Below are 22,870 nucleotides of genomic sequence, written 5' to 3'. Positions count from 1 at the left end.
TATATATCCTGCTAAAATGGGACTTAAAATATTAACCGAACATATCAACGTACCCGGCATCGAGACGCTGGAGGTATACCGTAAGCATGGCGGCTACAAATCTGTAGAGAAAGCCCTGAAAACGATGTCTCCGGAAGAGGTGGTGGAAGAGGTAAAGACATCGGGCCTGCGTGGCCGTGGTGGTGCCGGCTTCCCGGCGGGTATGAAGTGGAGCTTCCTGGCAAAGCCGGAAGGGGTTCCGCGCTACTTAGTTTGCAACGCCGACGAATCAGAGCCTGGTACCTTCAAGGACCGCTGGTACATGGAGAAGAACCCGCACGGACTGATTGAGGGCATGATTACGTCCAGCTATGCGCTGGGTGCAAACACGTCTTATATCTACATCCGCGGAGAACTGATGTTTATCCTGCGCATCCTGGAGAAAGCGATTGCCGAGGCATACGCTGCCGGTTTGCTGGGCAAGAACATCCTGGGCTCAGGCTACGACCTGGACCTGCACGTAGCTCCCGGAGGTGGTGCCTATATCTGTGGTGAAGAAACAGCCCTGCTGGAGTCTCTGGAAGGCAAGCGTGGTAACCCACGTAATAAGCCTCCGTTTCCAGCGGTGAAAGGCCTTTTCCAGAGACCGACGGTTGTAAACAACGTGGAGACGATTTCTTCTGTTCCGTGGATCGTTAACAACAGCGGCGCCGAGTATGCCAAAGTAGGTATCGGGCGCAGCACGGGAACCAAGCTGATTTCTGCCAGCGGTAATATCAACAACCCTGGTGTATATGAAATTGAGCTGGGTGTGCCGGTAGAGGAATTTATTTACTCTGACGAGTACTGCGGTGGTATCTGGAAAGGCAGACAGTTAAAGGCTGTTGTTCCGGGTGGTTCATCTGTGCCAATCCTGCCTGCTAACCTGATTCTGAAAACAGCCGAAGGAGAGCAGCGCCTGATGACGTACGAATCATTGTCTGACGGTGGCTTTGTAACGGGTTCAATGATGGGTTCAGGAGCTTTTATTGTGTTCGACGAGGCCCAGTGCATCGTGCGTAACACGTGGAACTACTCCCGCTTCTACCACCACGAGTCGTGTGGCCAGTGCAGCCCATGCCGTGAAGGTACAGGCTGGATGGAGAAAGTGCTGCACCGCATCGAGTACGGCCACGGCCATCAGCAGGACATTGACCTGCTGGTAAGCGTTGCCAAGCAGATTGAAGGAAACACCATCTGCCCATTAGGCGATGCCGCCGCATGGCCGGTTGCCGCCGCCATCCGTCACTTCCGTGATGAGTTTGAGTGGCACATTAAACATCCGAAGGAGGCAACAGCACCAGGTGCGGTTTACCGTGGCCAGCTGGATGCAGTAACAGCGTAAAATCGTATTGCGACTTACGTATCACGACACACGATTTTATAGACGTTCTTCTTTTTTGTCGTTCTGAAAGAATCTTGGTGGCAAGCCGCAAGGGCTAACCACCTTTGATATAGGCTCCTTCCAGGATGACGAAAATGAAGGACAAAAAGCGAAATAAGTATAGCATATAAGTTTGTGTTGCTCTTTTCTCACTCGAAAACGAACAACGAAAAACGAACAACGAAATATAAAAATGGCTAAAGTAACAATTGACGGCATTGAGATAGAGGTAGAAGATGGAACTACCATTCTGCAGGCCGCAAGAAAAATCGGTGGCAAAATAGTGCCGCCTGCCATGTGTTATTATGGTCCGTTGAAGGGCAGTGGCGGTAAGTGCCGCGTATGCCTGGTAAAAGTAACACAAGGTTCTGCCAAAGATACTCGTCCTATGCCAAAGCTGGTTGCCTCGTGCATCACGCATGTGCAGGACGGTATGGTGGTAGAGAATACAACAAACGAAGAAGTACTGAATGCCCGCAAGAGCATTGTGGAAATGCTGCTGATCAACCACCCACTGGATTGCCCAATCTGCGACCAGGCCGGTGAATGTAACCTGCAGGACCTTTCTTATGAGCACGGCGTGAGCGCACAGCGCTTCGAAGAAGAGCGCCGCACGTTCAATAAAGTAGACCTGGGCCCATACATTCAGCTGCACATGACGCGTTGCATCCTGTGCTACCGCTGTGTGTATACAGCTGACCAGATCACAGAGAAGCGTGTGCACGGCGTATTAGGCCGTGGCGACGCAGCCGAAATCGGGACATACATTGAGAATGTAATCGACAACGACTTCTCCGGAAACGTGATTGACGTGTGCCCGGTAGGCGCGCTGACAGACAAAACGTGGCGCTTCAAGAATCGGGTATGGTTCACGAAGCCGCTCGATGCGCACCGCGACTGCCCTACCTGCTCCGGAAAAGTAACGCTCTGGACGCGTGGCGAGGAAGTATTGCGTGTAACAGCCCGCAAAGACCAGTATAACGAGGTAGAGGAGTTTATCTGCAACACCTGCCGTTTCGATAAAAAAGAAACGAGCGACTGGACAATTGAAGGTCCGCGCCATATTGACCGTTCTTCTGTTATCTCGGCAAATCATTATGAGCTGCCAGTCCTGAACGTGCCGATTGTACCAAACTTACCAGTGTCCACTAAGAAGAACCTGCCCCAGGAATAACATATGGAGTCCGTAGACCTACTATATACAGGAATTTACATTCTGGTGATTTTCGGTATCACGCTGTTGATAGCGACATACTCCACCTACTTCGAGCGTAAGATAGCAGCTTTTATCCAGGACCGCGTGGGCCCGAACCGCGCAGGTCCTGCAGGCTTGCTGCAGCCGCTGGCGGATGCAGGTAAACTGTTCTTCAAAGAGGACTTTATACCTGCTAAATCCAGCAAGATGCTGTTTGTTATAGGCCCGGGCATTGCCATGCTGGTCGCTACCATGTCCAGTGCGGTTATACCTTTTGGTGATATGTTAATAGTAGGCGGGCGTGAGTTGTTTCTGCAGGCGATTGAGGTAAACATTGGAGTACTTTATATATTCGGTGTCGTTTCGCTGGGTGTGTACGGGCTGATGATTGGCGGCTGGGCTTCCAACAACAAGTTTTCTTTGTTAGGCGCTATACGCGCTGCATCTCAGAACATCAGCTATGAACTGGCCATGGGTCTTTCGCTGATAGCGGTGCTGATGCTGAGCGGCTCACTCTCACTTCGTGAGATTGCAGCGCAGCAGGCAGGCTTCAACTGGAACATCTGGTACCAGCCCCTGGGCTTTATTATTTTCCTTGTATGTGCCTTTGCCGAGACAAACCGCACGCCTTTCGACTTGCCGGAAAGTGAGGCCGAATTGATTGGCGGTTACCATACAGAGTATGGCTCCATGAAACTGGGCATGTACCTGTTTGCGGAATATATCAATATTTTTGTGGTATCAGCTGTAATGACAACGCTTTACTTCGGGGCATACAACTTCCCCTTTATGGCGGAGCTACAGGTTTGGTTAACCAATGTAACAGAAAGCGCAGTTACAGCTAATAACATTGTCACCATGCTTGGGGTGGGCGTGATGTTCCTGAAAATATTCCTGTTCATCTTCTTCTTTATGTGGGTACGCTGGACGCTGCCACGCTTCCGCTACGACCAGTTGATGAAGCTGGGCTGGCAAATACTGATTCCGCTTGCTATCCTGAACATTGTACTGACAGGCGGTGGCATTCTACTGAAAGACTATTTATTTTAAACTATAGTACCGAAATTGAATGTTGTCAACAGTCTCTCTGTTAAAGCAGGAGACACATATGACGACAATCATAAGACATAAGAAATGGAACCATTATCAAATAGAAGGAAGAACGTAGAGAAGCTGCCGATGACGTTCGCAGAGCGCGCGTACCTGCCTGCTATTGCGCAAGGCCTTGGCATCACCCTGAAACACTTCTTCAAAAAGAAAGCCACTGTACAGTACCCGGAGCAGACGCGAGAGCGCAGTGAGGTATGGCGCGGCCTGCATGTGCTGAAGCGTGATGAGAAAGGCGCGGAACGCTGCACGGCCTGTGGACTATGTGCTGTGGCCTGCCCTGCAGAAGCCATCACCATGACATCCGGAGAGCGTAAGGCAGGTGAAGAGCACCTGTACCGCGAAGAGAAGTATGCTGTAACCTACGAGGTAAACATGCTGCGCTGCATCTTCTGCGGACTTTGCGAGGAAGCCTGCCCGAAAGCCGCTATCTTCCTGCAGGACGATAAACTGGCTCCTGCCCGCTACGAGCGCGATGAATTTATTTATGGCAAAGACCGCCTGGTAGAGCCGTTAAAAACTACTGAAACTAAATAATCCCATGTCTGAAAGCCTGTTTTTCTTTCTTGCTTCGCTTACACTGCTTTGCGCCCTGATGGTCGTGATCTCCAAGAACCCGGTACATAGCGTACTGTTCCTGATTATAACATTCTTTACCATCTCCGGCCACTATATTCTGCTGAATGCACAGTTCCTGGCTGCCGTAAACATCATCGTGTATGCCGGTGCCATCATGGTACTGTTCCTGTTCGTGATTATGTTCCTGAACATGGGCAAGGAATCAGAGAAAGAAGTAAAAACCTCTACTCTAAGTAAGATAGCAGGCACAATAGCCGGCGGCTTGCTTTTTGTGGTGATGATAGCCGCCTTAAAAGACACGGAAATAGCGGGTTATAATGCAGAAACCTATGATTCTCAGATTGGTATGGTGGAGAGCCTGGGTGTAGTTCTCTTTACAGAATACCTGCTTCCTTTCGAGTTAGCCTCTGTGCTTTTCTTAGTAGCCATGGTCGGCGCTGTGATGTTGGGCAAAAAAGAGTCTGGAGAACAGCATTTTTAAGAAGCATCAAAAAATATATAAAGCAAAAGAGCCAGCGCAGTGTAAATGCGCTGGCTCTTCTGTTTTAGACTCAGTACTGTTTAGAAACTAAACACCTTTTATCTTCTTTATTTGTCATCTTGTAAGGTTCTTGTGGGCAAGCCGCAAAAGCTTAACCTCCCTCCTACCAAGATCCTTACAGGATGACAAAAAAGGGTAGAGGACATCATTCAAAACTGAAATAAGCTAGCAGTTCATACCTCATCAGAACTAAAAGCCACTAATCCCTCACCTCCAGCTGCACCTCTAACAGCTCCGAACCGCCTAAATCATCATCTGATACTACTACCATGTTGTAGGTGTCACCTGTACGGCCTTTCACCACCAGTGATTCTGCTTTGCCTTTGTATACAGAACCATCAGGGTTCGTTAGCTGCACCGTAGGCACCTGTAGCGGGTTTGTTGCATCCGTGGCATAGGGCAAAGCATTTAAATCAATCATCCCCAACATACTCCCTTGCACTTCTCCGTCTTCAATGGCGCTCTGCGTGCTTTCTACAGAGGCAGTGAAAAAAAGACGGTTTTCATGGGCATAGGCCCCGGAAAACCCAGCCATATCTCCACCCATATCCGGAAGTGCAAAATGATACACCGCAACAGGGGGGATCTCATCGTTGTTCATCAGGAAGCCCTTGAAGTCATTCGTGTCAAACCGTAGCAGCATGTTCGTACCCGTTTCAAGGCCGCGCTGCATCATAAAGGTATAGGTGTCACTCATCGACAAGCCCTCTAGGTTTAGGATGCCTTCGGCTTCAATGCGCAGCACCTGCTTCAGAAAAGTGTATAAACGGCTGAAGTCCAGCTCCTGCACCTTCATGCCATCTGTGATGTTCACCAGAAAGGCCCTGTTGCGGGCCGTGCTGGCACCGGAACCCAGCAGTAGCAGCATTTCATCCCGGCCGTACTTGAAATGCGCCATCCCCTCCAGGTCAGGTTTCAGCGCTTTCGGAATGCGCCCTGTGGCAAAGTCTGCTGTGTCAAAAAGCGCGTGCCGCTGGATCAGGTTATACTGCTCATCCAGCTCATACAGGAAAGGAGAGTCATCTCCCACCACATAGTAGCTGTTCCCGACAAGTTCGATTCCGGAGGCAGAAGGCAGCTGCTGGTAGAGCTTGCTTTGTTGAACGGTGGCTGATAATTGGATATTTTTCATACGGGCTTCGGCAGTTGCCAACCTGGAGACGGATGGCGGATCAGATTTACAGGCGGAGAGCGCCAAGATAGTAAGTGTGTAATAGAGTATCTGTTTTACATTCATAGTTTAAATCGTGCAGCTTCACCCTTAGCTACGGAAACAGGCTGCAAAAGTATGCCACCCACTACTAAACCGACACGTCCGGGACTAATTTGGCAGGGAACGGGCCGGAACACTACGTGGCAAGGTCAAAGAAGATTCAAATTATGTTATGGTAATTTAAAAAATGGGGATAACTTTGCGACTTGATTTAAAGACTCATTTTAATCAATAATACGTTCAGGCTCCCAGAAAATGAACCATATACCTGAGGTTATCAGAACCATTCCACTTGAATATTACCTGTTCTTTAGCACAGCACTTTTTGCCATCGGAGTTATCGGCGTACTGACGCGCCGGAACGCCATCGTGATTTTCATGTGCGTGGAACTCATGCTAAATGCTGTGAACGTTTTACTTACAGCCTTGTCTGCTTACCGTGCTGATGCCTCTGCACAGGTGTTTGTCTTCTTCATAATGGCGGTGGCGGCGGCAGAAGTCTGCGTTGGCCTGGCCATTATTGTGATGACGTACCGTAACATCCGCTCTACGGATGTGCAACTGCTGAACTACCTGAAGTGGTAACAACCTTATTTTCAATTCTGAACAGCTTAAATAACACATATACAGATGCAAGAGATTGTAATGCCGAGTAATAACCAAGCCATGGCACTGCTCTGTTTGCTCGTTCCGGTATTGCCCTTCCTGGGCTTTATCCTGAACGGTTTAGGCAACAGGAAACTGGCAAAAGGACTGGTTTCCTTAATAGGATGCGGCACTGTGCTGGCTTCTTTCCTCATTTCCATCTACCTCTTCCTTGACTTTACCGCCAACGGCAGCCGCGCCTATATGGTGGATTACTACGACTGGATATCAGTCGGTGACATGCGCATCGGCTTCTCCTTCCTCATCGACCAGCTCACGCTGTTCATGATGCTGATGGTAACGGGTATTGGTTTCTTCATTCACCTGTACTCGGCGGGTTATATGAGCCACGACGTGAACTTCGGTAAGTTCTTCTCCTTCATCAACCTCTTCATGTTTTCGATGCTGCTGCTGGTGATGGGTTCTAACTACGTGCTCATGTTCGTGGGCTGGGAAGGTGTAGGGCTTTGCTCTTACCTGCTGATTGGCTTCTGGAACATCAACCCAAGCTATAACAACGCCGCCAAGAAAGCCTTCGTCATGAACCGTATCGGTGACTTGGGCTTCCTGCTGGGTATCTTCCTGATTTTTATGACCTTCGGTAGCGTGAGCTATCCGCAGGTGTTTATACAAGCAGCCCAGTATGCAGGCGGTGTAGATTCGGCTGTGATGATTACGATTACGCTGCTGCTGTTTGTGGGTGCCATGGGTAAGAGTGCCCAGATTCCGCTGTTTACCTGGCTACCTGATGCGATGGCGGGTCCTACACCGGTTTCAGCCCTTATACACGCCGCTACCATGGTGACAGCGGGTATTTACATGGTAGTTCGCTCGAATGTACTCTATGCACTGGCTCCTTCTACCCTGGAGGTAATCGCCATTATTGGTGCCGCTACGGCAGTGCTGGCTGCTACCATCGGTCTGGTGCAAAACGACATCAAAAAGGTATTGGCTTATTCTACCGTTTCGCAGTTGGGGTACATGTTCCTGGCGCTGGGTGTGATGGCTTTCTCTTCTTCGCTTTTCCACGTGCTCACGCACGCTTTCTTTAAGGCACTGCTGTTCTTAGGAGCAGGTTCTGTGATTCATGCCATGAGCAATGAGCAGGATATCCGTAACATGGGTGGCTTGCGCAAATATCTCCCTATCACGTTCGTCACCTTCCTGATTGGCACGCTAGCTATTTCCGGTATACCTCCATTTGCCGGTTTCTTTTCTAAAGACGAACTGCTGGCGCATACCTACCAACATAGCACCACGCTGTGGGCACTGGGTATGATAACTTCTTTCATGACGTCTTTCTATATGTTCCGCCTGCTGTTCCTGACCTTCTTCGGAACGTTCCGGGGCACAGTTGAGCAGAAAAACCACCTGCATGAATCTCCGGCCTCAATGACAATTCCGTTGATTGTGCTGGCTATACTTTCTACTGTTGGTGGTTTTATCGGGATGCCAGAGGTATTCGGAGCGGAGCACGTGCTGGCCAACTACCTCTCCCCTATTTTTGATTTCGCACGCGTAGCAAATGGCCCTGCCCTTGCCCCAATACAGTTAGACCATGCCACAGAATACATGCTGATGGGCCTGTCTGTGGCAGTAGCTTTGATAGCCGCCATTATTGCCTACGTGATGTATGTGAGCAAGAACACAGTGCCGGCAGAGGAGAAAGAACGCCTAGGCCCTGTACACAACCTGGTTTACAACAAATACTACATCGACGAGCTTTACAATACCATCATTGTTCGTCCGGTGATGTGGCTCTCCTCCTTCTTCCATCGTGTGGTGGATATGCTGTTGGTAGATGGCATAGTGAATGGCTTCGGCAAGTTTGTGTCAGGAAGTGGCCGCACGCTGCGCTATGCACAAAGCGGAGTGATTAGTTTTTACGTGCTCGTGATGGTGTTCAGCATCGTGCTGATTCTATTTTTAAACTTCTTTATCGGATAGGCTTTTAGAAGATGATACTTACAGCTATAATACTATTCTGGCCTGCCTTAGCTGCACTGGTGGTGTTGCTCATGAAGGGGCAAGCCGCCAGAACAGTGGCTTTTGGGGCAGCCCTTATTGAGTTCGTTCTTGCTTTGGTTGCTTTAGCAGGTTTTAATACAGCCAGCGGCAGCACGCAAATGGCCCTGTCCTTCCCGTGGGTGGAGAGTGCCGGCATTGGTTTTACCATCGGTATGGATGGTATCAGCCTCCTGATGGTGCTGCTGACCACTTTCCTCGTGCCGCTCATCATCCTTTCGTCTTTCAAGCACGAGTACAAGAACCCGAACGCCTTTTACGCCCTTATCCTGTTTATGCAGACGGGCCTGATTGGTGTTTTCGTGGCTTTGGATGCGTTCCTGTTCTACTTCTTCTGGGAACTGGCCCTAATTCCGGTGTACTTTATTGCGGCCATCTGGGGTGGTGCCAGAAGAATACCGGTTACTTTTAAGTTCTTTGTGTATACCATCTTCGGCTCGCTGTTTATGCTGGCTGCTTTTGTATACCTCTACTTACAGACACCTGGCAATCACTCTTCCGAAATTTTTGCGTTCTATAACCTGAACCTGTCCAGCGAATCGCAAAGCTGGATCTTCTGGTTCCTCTTTATCGCATTCGCTATAAAAATGCCGGTGTTCCCGTTTCATACCTGGCAACCGGACACCTACACAGAGTCGCCTACACAGGCTACGATGCTGCTTTCAGGTATCATGCTGAAGATGGGTATTTATGGTGTGCTGCGCTGGTTACTGCCAGTGGTGCCACTCGGCGTAAGCCAGTGGGCCGGGCTGGTGCTGGTGCTGTCTATCATCGGTATAGTGTATGCCTCTTTCATCGCCATTCGCCAGCGCGACCTGAAGCGCCTGATCGCTTATTCTTCTATCGCGCACGTTGGACTAATTGCAGCCGGTATTTTTACTCTGAACGAGCAAGGCCTGCAGGGCGGTGTTATCCAGATGCTGAGCCACGGCATTAACGTAGTCGGTTTATTCTTCATTATTGATATCATCTTTAGCCGTACCAATACAAGAGAAATCACCAGTTTGGGCGGTATCACGCAGACTACTCCGGCTCTCTCCATCTGCTTTATGATTCTGATGCTGGGCTCCATCGCGCTGCCGCTTACAAACGGCTTTGTTGGAGAGTTCCTGCTGCTGTCTGGTGTGTTCCAGTACAACGCCTGGTTTGGGGCTGCGGCTGGCTTAACCATTATCCTGGGTGCTGTATATATGCTACGCATGTTCCAGGGCGTGATGTTCGGACCCAAATCTCCGGCAACAGAGGTATTCGCTGACCTGACGATGAACGAAAAGGCAGTGCTGATTCCATTGGTAATTATGGTGTTCTGGATCGGTTTGTTCCCGAACACCTTCCTAAGCATCTCAGAGCCTGCCGTAGGCAACCTGCTGAACATTATCAGACGCTAAGCAGGGCAAGCATTAGAAAAAGAATTAAAGGAAACACGACGACATGACTTCGATCATACTTCTCTCCTTCTTCGGCGTCCTTAACCTCTTTATAGGTTTTGCGAATTCAAAGAAGACATTGCTGCCACTGGCGCTGCTGTTTCTGGCGGTAGTCTTTGGCGTAAATCTTTTTAGCTGGAACGATCCCCAGAGCTACTTCAACAACATGCTCACCATCGATAATTACGCGGTGGCATTCACGGGTATTATGGTCCTGACCACATTGCTGCTGGTGCCTTTTTCAAAGCGCTACGTGGACGAAAGAGACGATAACTTAGCCGAGTTCTACTCTTTGCTGTTGTTCTCACTGGTTGGCGCTGTTATGATGGTGAGCTACGAGAACATGCTGATGCTGTTTGTAGGCATCGAGATTCTTTCTATTGCCATGTACGTGCTGGCGGGCAGCGATAAAAAGAGCCTGCGTTCCAACGAGGCTGCTTTGAAGTACTTCCTGATGGGGGCTTTCTTTACGGGTATCCTGCTGTTTGGTATTGTGCTGATTTATGGCGCGACCGGTACATTCAATATTACAGAAATTGGGGCAGCATCGGCAGCCACTGATGGCGTGATGAGTGCGATGTTCCTGCTGGGCCTGCTGATGGTGATCATTGGCATCTCATTTAAAATCTCAGCTGCTCCGTTCCACTTCTGGGCACCGGACGTGTATGAGGGTGCTCCTACCTTCTTCACCGCGTTTATGTCTACGGTAGTGAAAACAGCGGGTGTGGCGGCTTTTTTCAAGTTAATGGCAGCTGCCTTTGCGGCATCATACGCAACCTGGTTCCCAACGCTGGTTGCCATCACCACCCTGACATTGGTAGTAGGTAACATAGGCGCAGTAGTGCAGACAAGTGTAAAGCGTATGCTGGCTTACTCCAGTATCTCGCACGCAGGCTACCTGCTGATGGCGCTGGTTGCCTTTAACGAGCACTCAGATTCTTCCATCCTGTTCTACTCGCTGGCTTACTCCACTGCAACAGTAGCTGCTTTCGGTATATTGAATATGGTAAAAGCACAGCGTGGCGGCGAAATTTATGAAGCGTTCAACGGCTTGGGCAAAACAAACCCGCTGCTGGCCTTCGTGATGACGGTTTCAATGTGCTCGCTGGCAGGTATCCCGCTTACAGCTGGCTTCTTCGCCAAGTTCTTTGTGTTCGCTGCGGTGCTGCAGGACACGAATATGGTATGGCTGGTGATAATAGCTGTTATTCTTGCTGCGGTGGGTATTTACTACTACTTCCGCGTTGTAATTGCCATGTACATGCATCCGTCAGAAAACCTGCCACGACTTGAGGTAAGTAGCTTCTCTACCTTTATGCTTATTTTCATCATGGTGCTCACTATTCTGTTAGGTATAGCGCCAGCACTTTTAAGTGACATTATCTAAGGCTTAATCAAGTATAAGCGAAAGCGGCTGCTCCTGACGGGGCAGCCGCTTTCGCTTTTATAGCCTATGTATGTTAATCCCTTCAAGTAGCTGTAGCTAATCAGAAGGCAATCCTCCCATAAATCTTAAAACTGCGTAAAATAATTAGGCATATAGTACTTCTCGTTCAACAGATGAATTTCATTATGAAAAAGGCACTAAGTTTAACCCTGCTAGCACTTGTATTCGCTGTATTTACAGCCTGTGGAAATCAGGAGGATAACAGGGCGGCAAATCAAGTAGAAACGGGTACGGATATAAATTCTGATATAGAAGCAGATACGGCCATCACACTAGATCCGGACACCACGACCTACCATGACATGACATTGTAGTTTCGCCTTTTGGTAGTGCAGTTGCAGCAGAGAAAGAAGTATAGTTCTCTCGAACGAAAGCAGCCCTCTCCATTAGCAGAAGCTTGAATTCTTTGCTGCCAATAGAGCGGGCTGTCGGTTCATATCTTCTAGGGTAAATTGCCACCAGGGCATTGCTAAAGCGTTGATATAAAAAGCAACTATCTATTATACCTCTCTTATCCAGATGTTGCGGAAGCTGATGGGTACACTCTTGTCTCCGTGCGCCTGTAGTTTTATGGGTGCAGCTCCATGCTGTTTGTAAGATGGCTTACCAATATACTGCGTCGGGCCCTGTAGCTCCACGTTATTTTGAACAAGTACACCGTTGAACATAACAGTTACACGCGCAGGAGTTTTAACGGAACCATCCGTATTGAAAGTAGGTGCCTTCCAGAACACGTCATAGCTCTGCCACTCACCCGGCTTTTTGGAGGGATTCGCTAAGGGTACAAACTGCTTGTAAATACTGCCAGCCATGCCGTTTACATAAGTTTTGTTATTATAGGAATCCAGCACCTGTAGTTCATAACCCGCATCGCCTTTGCCTGTAGAAGCCAGGAAAATACCGCTGTTACCCCGCGACTGCCCCTCGAGATTGATATTCTCAGGAATACGCCACTCAATGTGCAGCTGGTAATCCTCAAATGTTCTCTTTGTTTCAATGTTGCCGGTTTCTTTATTCACGGTGAGTACACCATCCGATACGTTCCATTGTGCCGGCTTGCTCCTGTCCTGGGTCATCACCCATTCGTTTAGGTTCTCCCCGCCAAATAGCATGATCGCATCTGACGGAGCTTTAATATAAACCTCCCCCGGCTCTACCTTCTCGGGAACAGGTTCCCATACTTCCGTATCTTCCGGTTTTGCTTTTTGCTGTGCCTGTGCCATAAAAAAACTGCCTGCTAACAGGGCTGTCATGATAATTTTAGATGTCATTTTGTGATAATTAGTTATACGTTCAAAACTTACCTCATCTGTTTATCCTATATTATCTATTTCCATCTCGCCTGCATCAGGCGTTCCGGTCAAAGGTCACACATTCTCTCAGCTCTTTTTCGGTATACACCAGGTTGTGCTGCCGTAATACCTCTTCAGGCACCCCCTTCCATTGGTTGGGGCGGTTGCCAACATAGCCAATATCATTCACGCCCATTTCAGATGTAAAGAAGCCGGTTGCCGTCAGGTTGCGCATCAGGCTAAAAAAAGCGACGCCTTTCTTCATTTCCGGTGCTGCTCTTTCGGGATAGGCAATGGCGTCAACCATCTCCAACTGCTGTCCCTCGTTAAGGTCCCGGAAAGGCTTCTCATATTGGTTCAGGCTCTGTATATCCAGCCATTTAAGGCCACTTCGCATGGGTGTCTGAAACTCAGGCTTGTCTTTCACGATAAATTCGATAAAGTCAGGCACGCCAGCTTCAGATGCACTGCCACTTACTTCATCCGCCGGAATAATGATGTCAGAAAGAATAGTTATAGTGGCTAACTCCTGCTCAGTGAAGAAGTTCTTGGAAGTAACCAATTTTAACCGTTCTAACTCTTCTGGTGTTCGCCAATCACCCGGCGAAGATTCAGGTGTCTCTAACACCTGCGCAACCTGCTCTTCACTTTTGCTGTCGCAGGACTCCAAAAGAAGCGCTGAAGATACGGTGCTCAGCACAATGGCTTTAAGTGATTCTCTTCTGTCCATAAGATGATGCGTTAGCCCATGATTAGTGCTTAAATGTTCTGCTTTTTCATTTGATCCACGATATACTCCGATGCCCGCATAGATAAGGCCATAATGGTCCAGGTGATGTTCTTATCGCCCTGCGACACGAATTGGCCACCATCCACACAGAACAGGTTCTTGCAGTCGTGCGCCTGGCTCCATTTATTCAGCGCCGACTTCTTCGGATCATTCCCCATCCGCACGGTACCTGCTTCATGGATAATTTTGCCCGGGTTCTGCAGGCCCCAGTTGTTATGCGGACCGGCATCGCCACCGGAGGTGATAATGGCTCCCATTTCATGCAGAATCTCCTTGAACGTCTGGTTCATGTGCTTTGCCTGATTAATTTCATAGTCAGAGTACTTCACGTTGAACCGCAAGACAGGGATGCCATACTTATCCACCACATTCGGATCTATCTCGCAGTAATTGCTTTCAAACGCAATCGCTTCTCCCCGGCCGGCCATCCCGACACTTGCGCCATACATAAAACGGTAGTCTTCTTTCAGTGATTTGCCGTAGCCGCCTGCTTCTTTGGTTTTGCCGTTTACCTGTAGCTTTCCATTCAGGTTTTCCACACCCCATCCAAAGCCGTAGGCCGGTTGCTGCATCCCTCCCCAATATTCTATATGATACCCGCGCGGGAAATCAAGCTTCTTGTTATCAAGCCACCAGGGCGTATAGACGTGCATGCCCCCCACTCCATCTTCGTTGTAGCGCTTGCGGCCCATTAGTTCAGGCAATACGCCACTTACCGAAGCTCCGGTCGAATCGTGCAGGTACTTCCCGACGACATCGCTTGAATTAGCCAAGCCATTCGGGTGCCGCCGGGAAACGGAGTTAAGCAAGAGGCGGGCGCTTTCACAGGCACTTGCGGCCAGTATCACCACTCGGCCGTTTACCTGGTAATCCAGCATGTCATCTTTGTTCACATAAGACACGCCCGTTGCCAGGCCCTCTGAATCTGTCACTACCTCACGTGCCATAGCATTCGGAATAACATCCACGTTTCCGGTTGCCACGGCAGGCTTCACTAAACAGGAGCCAGAGGAGAAATCAGCGTATACTTTGCAGCTACGCCCGCACTGTGCACAGTAGAAGCACTGCCCACGCTCGTCGTTTATTTTTTTAGTGAGGATAGACAGGCGGGAGGGAATAACAGGAATACCGATGCCTTGGGCCGCTTTCTTTATTTTCAGTTCATGCAGGCGCGGCAGCGGCGGCGGCAGGAAAATACCGTCCGGCTCATTTTCCAACCCTTCATTGGTGCCGAACACGCCTATGAGCCTGTCAACTTTGTCGTAGTAGGGCTTTACGTCTTCGTAGCCAATAGGCCAGTCTTCCCCCAGCCCGTCAATGCTTCTGTGCTTGAAATCTTTTGGCCCGAAGCGGAGGGATATTCTGCCCCAGTGGTTGGTTCGTCCGCCCAGCATCCGGGCGCGCCACCAGTCCCAACTGGTTCCTTCGGCCTGCGTGTAGGGTTCCCCGTCTATTTCCCATCCCCAATAGCAACCGTCAAAGTCGCCAAAAGGTCGGAACTTGGTGCTGGCACCTCTCCTCGGGGATTCCCAGGGGTTCTTCAGCTGTGCGGAGTCTGTGGCTGGGTCATACATGGCACCTGCTTCGAGCAGGCACACTTTTAAGCCAGCGTTAGCTAATACGTAGGCAGCCATGCCACCACCGGCACCAGAGCCTATTATTACCGCATCGTATTGCTTCGGCTCTTCTTTAATTTGATAATCTGCCATTTTAAGGGTGCGAATCAGGGGTTAAAAGAGTGACCATTACCAGGTGCCATGGCTTTACACATCACCGCCTCCACAATCAAACCTGCCACTTGCTACTGCTATGATACACATTTACAGTGTGAAGTGCAATGGATTATATGTTATTTCCTACCAGCCTTAGCGTATGCCAGCCTCTAACATCCATTTAATTTTCTAAACCTAATAGTAACTGATGCTTCATCAAAAGTTCGACTCTCAACTCAAATAAGCACCCATTCCCGTTTGAGAGAAAGCGCATTGGAACAAGGCTTTTCTTATTACGCCTGTATTTTTGAAAGCTGGCGCAAAAAAAACCTGCAGCCAATAAGTGGTGCAGGTTTTCATATTTAACTAACGTCTACAACAGCCCCGGCGGGACGACCTGGAGAAATTCAGTGTAGCATCAACAATCTTCTTCAGACTATATCAAATAAATGAAGCAGATAAGTGCCATATCTTAAATCATGATGCTTGCTACGTATGCCACTTCATTACAAAAGCACATGTTGCTTCGTTACAAATTCAGGGTCATGATGATACTTTCGCTGTAATCTACCTGTTCTTCGGGAGCTAGATCCGGCTGCTTGCCTTCCACCTGAAAGCCAGCTTTCTGATATAGCCGCACAGCGCTTTTATTGGCTCTTTTTACCTGCAGGCAAAGCACCTGCAACTGGTGGTTCTGCCGGGCCCAAGCTAGTGCCTCACGCAACATAATAGAGCCCAGACCCTTGTTCTGATACTCCTGCAGAATGCCCATGGTAATCAACCCTGACTGGTCCTCATACTCCTCTCCGCTGCCGGTTAAGTCGAGGTTGCCAATTACCTGCCCTTTGTGCAAGGCTAGCAGCAGCAAGCTGTTTGGGTTCTGCCGCAGTTCTCTTATCCACTTTTCTTCATCAGCCACCGTATTCTCCAACTCATTGGGAGCCACAATCAAATACCTGCTCGTGACGACATACTCCCGCACGGTTTCCATCAACGCCTCAGAATCGGTTACCATACCCTCCCGGATTAACACTTTCTCACCCGTCTTTAACACATACTCCTTCGCTGCTACCTTCACTTGTTTTGATAAGAAATAATTAGATAATGACTTGCTTACGATGTTGAAAAATACCCACCCCTAATTCCTCCAGGGATAGTTTAAGGGTGGGTTTCTTAAAATTTGTATAGGCTATGAGCAGGCAGCCTTAACGACCTGCACACGCAGCTACTTAACTTTTAGGGAGATTTTTCATCCGGATATGCAGCTCATCTAACTGCTGGTCCGAAATCGGCGACGGGGCATCTATCATCACATCGCGGCCCGAGTTGTTTTTCGGGAAGGCAATGTAGTCACGGATAGAGTCTGAACCACCGAATAAAGAGCAAAGCCTGTCGAAGCCGAAGGCAATACCACCGTGCGGCGGCGCACCATACTCAAAAGCATTCATTAGGAAGCCAAACTGCGCCTCTGCCTCTGCGGCAGAAAAGCCCAGCAGGCCGAACATTTGCTCCTGCAGCCTGCGGTCATGGATACGGATAGAACCGCCCCCTACTTCCACGCCGTTAATCACCATATCATAGGCGTTGGCACGAATGTCACCCGGACGATAGTTGATCAGTTGGAGGTCTTCCGGCTTCGGCGAGGTAAACGGGTGGTGCATGGCGTGGTAGCGCTGCGTCTCCTCGTCCCACTCCAGCAGCGGAAAGTCCACTACCCAAAGCGGTGAGAACACGTTCTTGTCGCGCAGGCCAAGGCGCTCCCCCATCTCCAGGCGAAGCTCGTTCAGCGCCTTCTGGGTTTTGAATGTTTCGCCTGCTAAAATCAGTAACAGGTCGCCTGGCTGTGCATCAAAGGCAGCACCCCATGCCGCCAGGTCTTCTGGTGTAAAGAATTTATCTACGGACGACTTGATACTGCCGTCCTCGTTTACGCGGGCATATACCAAACCTGTGGCGCCAATCTGTGGGCGCTTCACAAAATCTGTTAGTTCGTCGAGCTGCTTACGGGTATAGCTGGCGGCGCCTTTTGCGTTGATGCCCACTACTAATTCCGCACTGTCAAACACAGGAAAGCCTTTTTGTTGGGCAAGCGCGTTCAGCTCTACAAAGCGCATGTCGAAGCGCGTGTCCGGCTTATCGGAGCCATAGAACTTCATGGCATCGGCGTACGTCATGCGCGGCAGTTTGTCGATATGGATGCCTTTTACCGCGGCGAACATATGCTTAATGAAGCCCTCGAATGTATTCAGGATGTCTTCCTGCGTCACGAAGGACATCTCGCAGTCTATCTGGGTGAACTCAGGCTGGCGGTCTGCGCGAAGGTCCTCATCGCGGAAGCACTTCACTATCTGGAAATACTTGTCGAAGCCAGACACCATCAGCAGCTGCTTGAACGTCTGCGGCGACTGTGGCAGGGCGTAAAACTCGCCCGGGTTCATGCGGCTCGGCACCACAAAGTCGCGGGCACCTTCCGGCGTCGATTTTATCAGCACCGGTGTCTCCACCTCGATAAAATAATGGCTGTCTAAGTAATTGCGGGCTTCGCGCATCATGCGGTGGCGCAGCTCCAGGTTGCGGCGCACCGGTGTGCGGCGCAGGTCGAGGTAACGGTACTTCATGCGCAGGTCATCGCCGCCATCTGTCTCGTCCTCAATCATGAACGGAGGCAGTTTAGAGGGATTCAGCACTTCCAGCTTTGTCACCTTCACTTCTATGCCACCAGTGGGTATTTTATCGTTTTTGGAAAAGCGCTCAATCACCTTTCCTGTCGCCCTTACCACATACTCCCGGCCTAAATTACGGGCCTGCTCAATTATTTCCGGCAGCGTAATACCTTCTTCAAAAGAGAGTTGTGTGATGCCGTAGCGGTCGCGGAGATCCACCCACACCATACCACCTTTGTCGCGCAGGCGCTGTACCCAGCCTGTCAGTATAACCTCTTCGTTTATGTTGTAAGGGCGGAGCTCGCCGCAAGTATGTGTTCTGAGCATAGTTTTAATAAATGTGTTCGTGCAAATGTACAAATTTGTAAACTTCTATGAATCGGAAAGATGTTATTCAAGCATCCTGCGCATGGCTGCCACATCATCCACCTGAATAGCATCGGGCTCCATGGCAATCATTTTAGAAATGCGGGCGTTTGACTTGCCTCCAAAAAGCACCACCAGCAGCCCTTCCTGCTTTGCCTGCTGCACCTGCTCCGGACTAATGTTTCTGCCGTTGGCGCAAATGCCCTGAAAGCTACGGGCCAGTATGGTCTGCATCGCCTGCTCATAATTGCCGCCCGTGTCTATCACCAGCACAGCCTCCGGCTCCACTTCCCGGAAGGCATCCAGAAAATCAGCATTCGGAGAGATAAAAGCCAGTTTCTGCAGTGGGTAATTATACTTGCGCAGCATGTCCATCAGCGTTTGAGCATAGTATGCGTGGCGGGAGGCATCTTGGTTGCGCAGGTCAATGTGCAGGTACGGCTGTTCAGGATAGGTGCTGAACAGTTGGAGCAGCTCTTCAAACGCAATAATTTTCTCGTCGTGAAACAGGTCATACGGAAAACCTCCTTTATAGGCCAGCCCTACTACCTGCGAGGCGAGCAGGTTATCAATAGTATCCGGCTGGGGCCACACGGTCATCGAGGCCAGTGTTACATCATGGTACAAGACAGGAACCCCATCTTTGCTCAGTTGCACGTCTACCTCAAGGCCGTCTGCACCATTTTCCATTGCCTTCATGATAGAGGCCCTGCTGTTAGGCGGCAAAGGATTGAAAGGATTAAGCGGTGAGAAGAAACCAGAGCCTGCATGCCCCAGCAGCAGCACGTCAGCGCCTTTGTGTTTGGAGGCATAGTAAAAGCTAAGCCCCATATAAACAAGTACCCCCAGCACAGCCAGCAGCAAAACTAATTTAGGCACAAACTGTAGCCGCCGCTTTCCTGGCTTTTTCACAGCGTACATCATTTCTCTTTTTCAGATTAAAAAGACGAAGTTAACACCAATTCTTTTTAATTCCCCTTAAATTTGTGCCATACTACGCTAGCCACATGCCAGGTCCTACGAAAACAACTGCCAATACTAACCCCGCAGCTGAAGCTTCGCTTCCGGGGCAGGGAACACACCGCTACCTCGTTCCGCTGTCTTTTATCATGCTGCTTGCCCTGCTGATACGCATGGTGGCTGCTTTTTATTCAAAAGGCTTTGCCTTTAGCGACGACCATTTCGACGTGATACTGGTGGCGCAGGGCTGGCTCGACGGGCTGCCGGTATGGCTGAACGAGCCGATGCCGCCACGCCACAGCATGCTCTACGTGCTCATTCACTATGGTATCTTCTATGTGCTGGAAGCGATGGGCATTTTCAGCCCGGAGGTGAAGATGACGGTTGTGCGGGTGCTGCATGGGTTGTACTCCCTGCTGGTAGTATACTTCGGCTATAAAATCACAGAGCGGCTCTCGAACAAAATGAACGCAAGGCTTGTGGGGCTCATGCTGGCAATCATATGGTTTATGCCGTTTATGAGCGTGCGCAACCTGGTAGAGATGGTGTGCATCCCGCCATACCTGGCAGCCTTTTACCTGATGGTGAAGCAGGACCAGGCTGAACGGAAAAAGATAATGCCATATTTCTGGGCAGGTGCATTGTTTGCGCTGGCCTTTACCATACGTTACCATACTGTGCTGTTCGGAGCTGGTGCGGGCCTGGTGCTGCTCTACCGCCGCCAGTGGCGCGAGGCAGTGGCCCTGTTGCTGGGTTTTGCCGTGGTTGCCTTCCTTGTGCAGGGTATAATTGATATCATCTTTTTTGACTATCCCTTCCACTCTGTAGTAGCCTACTTTCTTTATAATTCGGAAAATGCAGACAACTTCAGCACAGGCCCTGTGTACCGTTTTGCTTTGACCGTACTCGGCTTTCTGGTGCCCCCGGTAAGTGTGTTCCTGGTGCTGGGATATGCCCGCACCGCCAGGCTGGCGCCGAAGCTCTTCTGGGCAGGCCTGCTGTTTTTTGTGGCGCACTCTCTTTTCCCGAATAAGCAGGAGCGCTTCATTCTGCCCCTGTTTCCACTGATCATGATACTGGGCGTTATCGGGTGGCAGCAGTTCGTGCAGACGTCCTCGTTCTGGCGCCGACGCCGCAAACTGCTGGCGTGGAGTTGGGGCTTTTTCTGGGCGCTGAACATACTGGCAACGGTGGGTATGGCCTTTACCTACACTAAAAAGAGTCGGGTAGCCCCACTGGTGTACCTGTCGGAAAAGCCGGACCTGGACGGCGTTGTGCTGGAATTCGGGAACCATAGCGTTAAAGCACCTCCCCTCTTTTACCTGGGCCGCATGAGCGCCGAGTATGATAAATACATAGAGGATATTCACCTGGTATGGCAGGAGTACCTGCAGGGGCAAAAGCAGCTGCCTCCCGACTTTGTGATGGCCTATACGCTCAACGAAGACAAAACCCCTCAGGAACTGCAGCAGGAGGTGAATGCTTCAGCCTATAAGCCTGATTACGTGGTGGTGGTGGGAACCGATGACCTGGACGAGCGCATGGCACGGCTCCACAGTTTATTCCCGAACCTGAAGCTGGAGCACACCATTACTCCTTCACTCTACGACCAGTTGCTACACCTGCTGAATCCGCGCGTGCACAAAGATGAGCACGTGCAGATTTATGAGATACTGCCGTAGCAGACTTACCTTGTGAAGGTATAGAAATAATTAACCGAGAAATTCCAGAAGAAAACGATCACGACGGCGCCAAACTTAGCGATGTAGAAGTTGAGTTTGGCGCGATCCGTCAGCAGGTATACGATAAAGTTGTTGAGCAATAATCCTATCAGGGCCACAAGCAGGAACTTAGAGAACTGCCACCCTATCTCCGGGTCAATGCTGTGGAACGTCCAGATGCGGTTAAGATAATAGTTACTGATACTGGCAACCAGGAAGCCCAGGCTGTTGGCCACATACTTGTTCCACCGCAACCGCTCTTTGGCAACATACGTGATACCAAAATCCAGCACCAGGCCAGAGAAGCCCACTACTCCGAACTTGAAGAACTTAAAAAAGAGGTTTTCTATACTTTCGGTCATTAACCCTGGTGTTGCACTTCATTTTAGGCCTGATAGCAAGGCGCACTACAACACAAGCTGCAAAAATAGCAGACTTCCGGCAGGTCACCAACTTTCCTCAGCCACACCTGCTGCTACTGTAAATTCTTTCCCTCGTCAGTCAGTCTGGGTTTGTCGACAAAAGGCCTTTGTTGGTATAGTTTATTATTAATATAGGCTATTAAATGTTTATCTTAACCTAAACATTTCCACCTTATATCCCGCTGCTATGGATTTAGTTATACAGGGTCTTTCGAAAACATACCCTAACGGCACCAAAGCTCTCAAGAATATCAATCTTGTTATTCCGAAAGGAATGTTTGGTCTGCTTGGCCCCAACGGCGCCGGTAAATCGTCGCTGATGCGCACCATCGCCACACTACAGGAGGCAGACCAGGGTAGCATTATGCTGGGCGACATGGACGTGCTGCGCGAGAAAGAAAGTATGCGCAAGGTACTGGGTTACCTGCCCCAGGAGTTTGGAGTATACCCGAAGGTATCCGCGGAGGAGATGCTGGATCATTTTGCCGTACTCAAAGGCATCAGCAACTCCAGCGAGCGCAAGGAGATTGTAAAAGCCCTGCTCCAGCAAACTAACCTGTATGATGTGCGCAAGAAAAACTTGGGAGGCTACTCAGGCGGCATGAAGCAGCGCTTCGGCATTGCACAAGCTTTGCTGGGCAACCCGCAGATCATCATCGTGGATGAGCCCACCGCCGGCCTCGATCCTGCTGAGCGCAACCGCTTCCATAACTTGCTGAGCGAGATTGGAGAGAACGTCATCGTAATTCTTTCCACCCACATTGTGGAAGACGTAACGGATCTGTGCCGCAACTTCGCTATTATTAACAAAGGAGAGGTGCTTTTAGAAGGCGACCCGCTGCAGGTCATCGACGGCATTCGGGGCCGCATCTGGCGCAAGTTTATCAACAAAGACGAACTGGTACAGCACCAACTGCAGCACCAGGTTATTTCCTCCCGGCTATTCGCCGGCCAAACCATCATCCACGTGCTTTCTGATGTGCAACCCGGTCCAGAGTTTGAGGCCGTAGCACCGGATTTGGAGGATGTATACTTCAGCAAAATCCATGAGGCGGCGCTGCGTGAGCAGGAAGAGCCAGTTCCAGTAGTTATGAATTGAGAATTTTCCTATTCTAATACAAACGCCCTTGCTGTGTGTTTTCACCATAGCCGTCAGGCTAAGGAGTTGTGCAAAGCTATAAGTAGCTGTAGCTTTGCAGGATGGAGGTAAGTGTAGAAGGATTATTAGAAGGCAAAGAGGAGTTGCTCGAGCAGCTGCAGTCCTTTTTCAAGGAAGAGGAGCTGGAGAAGTTAGCCAGGGAGAGCAGGTTTGTTGAGCGGAGCACCTCGAGGTTGAGCGGTTGGATGTTTCTGCAGCTACATT

20 protein-coding genes are annotated in these 22,870 nt (G+C 49.9%); 12 read left to right on the top strand and 8 right to left on the bottom strand.

Annotation, left to right across the window (positions count from 1 at the left end; translation table 11 throughout):
• The first annotated feature begins 16 nt into the window (after positions 1-16).
• The 5 genes from nuoF to E1919_RS24725 all read left to right on the top strand — a co-directional run bounded on the left by nuoF (position 17) and on the right by E1919_RS24725 (position 4,764).
• Entirely contained in the window at positions 17-1,363 is a 1,347-nt protein-coding gene (gene nuoF / locus E1919_RS24745; RefSeq protein ID WP_162056096.1) for an NADH-quinone oxidoreductase subunit NuoF, read from the top strand.
• Between the two features lie 232 nt (positions 1,364-1,595).
• Positions 1,596-2,576, top strand: a complete 981-nt coding sequence (locus tag E1919_RS24740; RefSeq protein WP_162056095.1) for an NADH-quinone oxidoreductase subunit G — start codon at positions 1,596-1,598, stop codon at positions 2,574-2,576.
• Positions 2,577-2,579: 3 nt separating this feature from the next.
• Positions 2,580-3,647, top strand: a complete 1,068-nt coding sequence (gene nuoH, locus E1919_RS24735) for an NADH-quinone oxidoreductase subunit NuoH (RefSeq protein WP_162056094.1) — start codon at positions 2,580-2,582, stop codon at positions 3,645-3,647.
• An 84-nt stretch (positions 3,648-3,731) separates the two neighbouring features.
• Positions 3,732-4,241 (top strand): NuoI/complex I 23 kDa subunit family protein, encoded by a 510-nt coding sequence (locus tag E1919_RS24730; RefSeq protein ID WP_162056093.1) that lies wholly within the window; start codon positions 3,732-3,734, stop codon positions 4,239-4,241.
• A gap of 4 nt (positions 4,242-4,245) precedes the next feature.
• Positions 4,246-4,764 carry an NADH-quinone oxidoreductase subunit J family protein gene (locus tag E1919_RS24725; protein ID WP_162056092.1) on the top strand — a complete coding sequence of 173 codons (519 nt, stop codon included), beginning with the start codon at positions 4,246-4,248 and terminating at the stop codon, positions 4,762-4,764.
• A 259-nt stretch (positions 4,765-5,023) separates the two neighbouring features.
• Here E1919_RS24725 and E1919_RS24720 read toward each other — a convergent pair whose 3' ends face one another.
• Entirely contained in the window at positions 5,024-6,061 is a 1,038-nt protein-coding gene (locus E1919_RS24720; RefSeq protein ID WP_162056091.1) for a DUF6929 family protein, read from the bottom strand.
• A gap of 231 nt (positions 6,062-6,292) precedes the next feature.
• On the opposite strand from E1919_RS24720, the gene nuoK reads away from it, so the two are divergent.
• The 5 genes from nuoK (at position 6,293) to E1919_RS24695 (ending at position 11,895) form a co-directional block, all read left to right on the top strand.
• Entirely contained in the window at positions 6,293-6,622 is a 330-nt protein-coding gene (gene nuoK / locus E1919_RS24715) for an NADH-quinone oxidoreductase subunit NuoK (protein ID WP_162056090.1), read from the top strand.
• A gap of 45 nt (positions 6,623-6,667) precedes the next feature.
• The gene (gene nuoL, locus E1919_RS24710; RefSeq protein WP_237144844.1) at positions 6,668-8,629 is read left to right on the top strand and encodes an NADH-quinone oxidoreductase subunit L; all 1,962 of its coding nucleotides are present in this window, start codon (positions 6,668-6,670) and stop codon (positions 8,627-8,629) included.
• 14 nt (positions 8,630-8,643) lie between these two features.
• A complete protein-coding gene (locus E1919_RS24705; protein ID WP_162056106.1) occupies positions 8,644-10,095 on the top strand; it encodes a complex I subunit 4 family protein in 1,452 nt (483 codons plus the stop codon).
• Positions 10,096-10,138: 43 nt separating this feature from the next.
• Positions 10,139-11,521: an NADH-quinone oxidoreductase subunit N gene (locus E1919_RS24700; RefSeq protein WP_162056089.1), complete on the top strand. Its 1,383-nt coding sequence runs from the start codon at positions 10,139-10,141 to the stop codon at positions 11,519-11,521.
• A 185-nt stretch (positions 11,522-11,706) separates the two neighbouring features.
• Positions 11,707-11,895, top strand: coding sequence for a hypothetical protein (locus tag E1919_RS24695; RefSeq protein ID WP_162056088.1), 189 nt, complete (start codon positions 11,707-11,709; stop codon positions 11,893-11,895).
• A 186-nt stretch (positions 11,896-12,081) separates the two neighbouring features.
• Here E1919_RS24695 and E1919_RS24690 read toward each other — a convergent pair whose 3' ends face one another.
• The 6 genes from E1919_RS24690 to E1919_RS24665 form a co-directional block, all read right to left on the bottom strand.
• Positions 12,082-12,852 (bottom strand): 3-keto-disaccharide hydrolase, encoded by a 771-nt coding sequence (locus tag E1919_RS24690; protein WP_162056087.1) that lies wholly within the window; start codon positions 12,850-12,852, stop codon positions 12,082-12,084.
• Between the two features lie 76 nt (positions 12,853-12,928).
• The gene (locus E1919_RS24685; RefSeq protein WP_162056086.1) at positions 12,929-13,603 is read right to left on the bottom strand and encodes a gluconate 2-dehydrogenase subunit 3 family protein; all 675 of its coding nucleotides are present in this window, start codon (positions 13,601-13,603) and stop codon (positions 12,929-12,931) included.
• Positions 13,604-13,632: 29 nt separating this feature from the next.
• Positions 13,633-15,372, bottom strand: a complete 1,740-nt coding sequence (locus E1919_RS24680) for a GMC family oxidoreductase (RefSeq protein WP_162056085.1) — start codon at positions 15,370-15,372, stop codon at positions 13,633-13,635.
• Positions 15,373-15,904: 532 nt separating this feature from the next.
• Positions 15,905-16,453, bottom strand: a complete 549-nt coding sequence (locus tag E1919_RS24675; RefSeq protein ID WP_162056084.1) for a GNAT family N-acetyltransferase — start codon at positions 16,451-16,453, stop codon at positions 15,905-15,907.
• Between the two features lie 151 nt (positions 16,454-16,604).
• Positions 16,605-18,365 (bottom strand): aspartate--tRNA ligase, encoded by a 1,761-nt coding sequence (gene aspS / locus E1919_RS24670; RefSeq protein WP_162056083.1) that lies wholly within the window; start codon positions 18,363-18,365, stop codon positions 16,605-16,607.
• A 63-nt stretch (positions 18,366-18,428) separates the two neighbouring features.
• Positions 18,429-19,283 carry a glycerophosphodiester phosphodiesterase gene (locus E1919_RS24665; RefSeq protein ID WP_237144843.1) on the bottom strand — a complete coding sequence of 285 codons (855 nt, stop codon included), beginning with the start codon at positions 19,281-19,283 and terminating at the stop codon, positions 18,429-18,431.
• Positions 19,284-19,411: 128 nt separating this feature from the next.
• On the opposite strand from E1919_RS24665, the gene E1919_RS24660 reads away from it, so the two are divergent.
• Positions 19,412-21,046: a glycosyltransferase family 39 protein gene (locus tag E1919_RS24660; RefSeq protein ID WP_162056082.1), complete on the top strand. Its 1,635-nt coding sequence runs from the start codon at positions 19,412-19,414 to the stop codon at positions 21,044-21,046.
• 5 nt (positions 21,047-21,051) lie between these two features.
• Here E1919_RS24660 and E1919_RS24655 read toward each other — a convergent pair whose 3' ends face one another.
• Positions 21,052-21,447 carry a GtrA family protein gene (locus E1919_RS24655; protein WP_162056081.1) on the bottom strand — a complete coding sequence of 132 codons (396 nt, stop codon included), beginning with the start codon at positions 21,445-21,447 and terminating at the stop codon, positions 21,052-21,054.
• A gap of 247 nt (positions 21,448-21,694) precedes the next feature.
• On the opposite strand from E1919_RS24655, the gene E1919_RS24650 reads away from it, so the two are divergent.
• Positions 21,695-22,606 (top strand): ABC transporter ATP-binding protein, encoded by a 912-nt coding sequence (locus tag E1919_RS24650; protein ID WP_162056080.1) that lies wholly within the window; start codon positions 21,695-21,697, stop codon positions 22,604-22,606.
• Positions 22,607-22,870: the final 264 nt, after the last annotated feature.

This window comes from Pontibacter pamirensis, assembly GCF_010015475.1.
GTDB classification, from domain to species: Bacteria; Bacteroidota; Bacteroidia; order Cytophagales; family Hymenobacteraceae; genus Pontibacter; species Pontibacter pamirensis.
The sequence above is the reverse complement of the archived record's forward strand: the minus strand, read 5'-3'. Positions and strand labels throughout refer to the sequence as shown.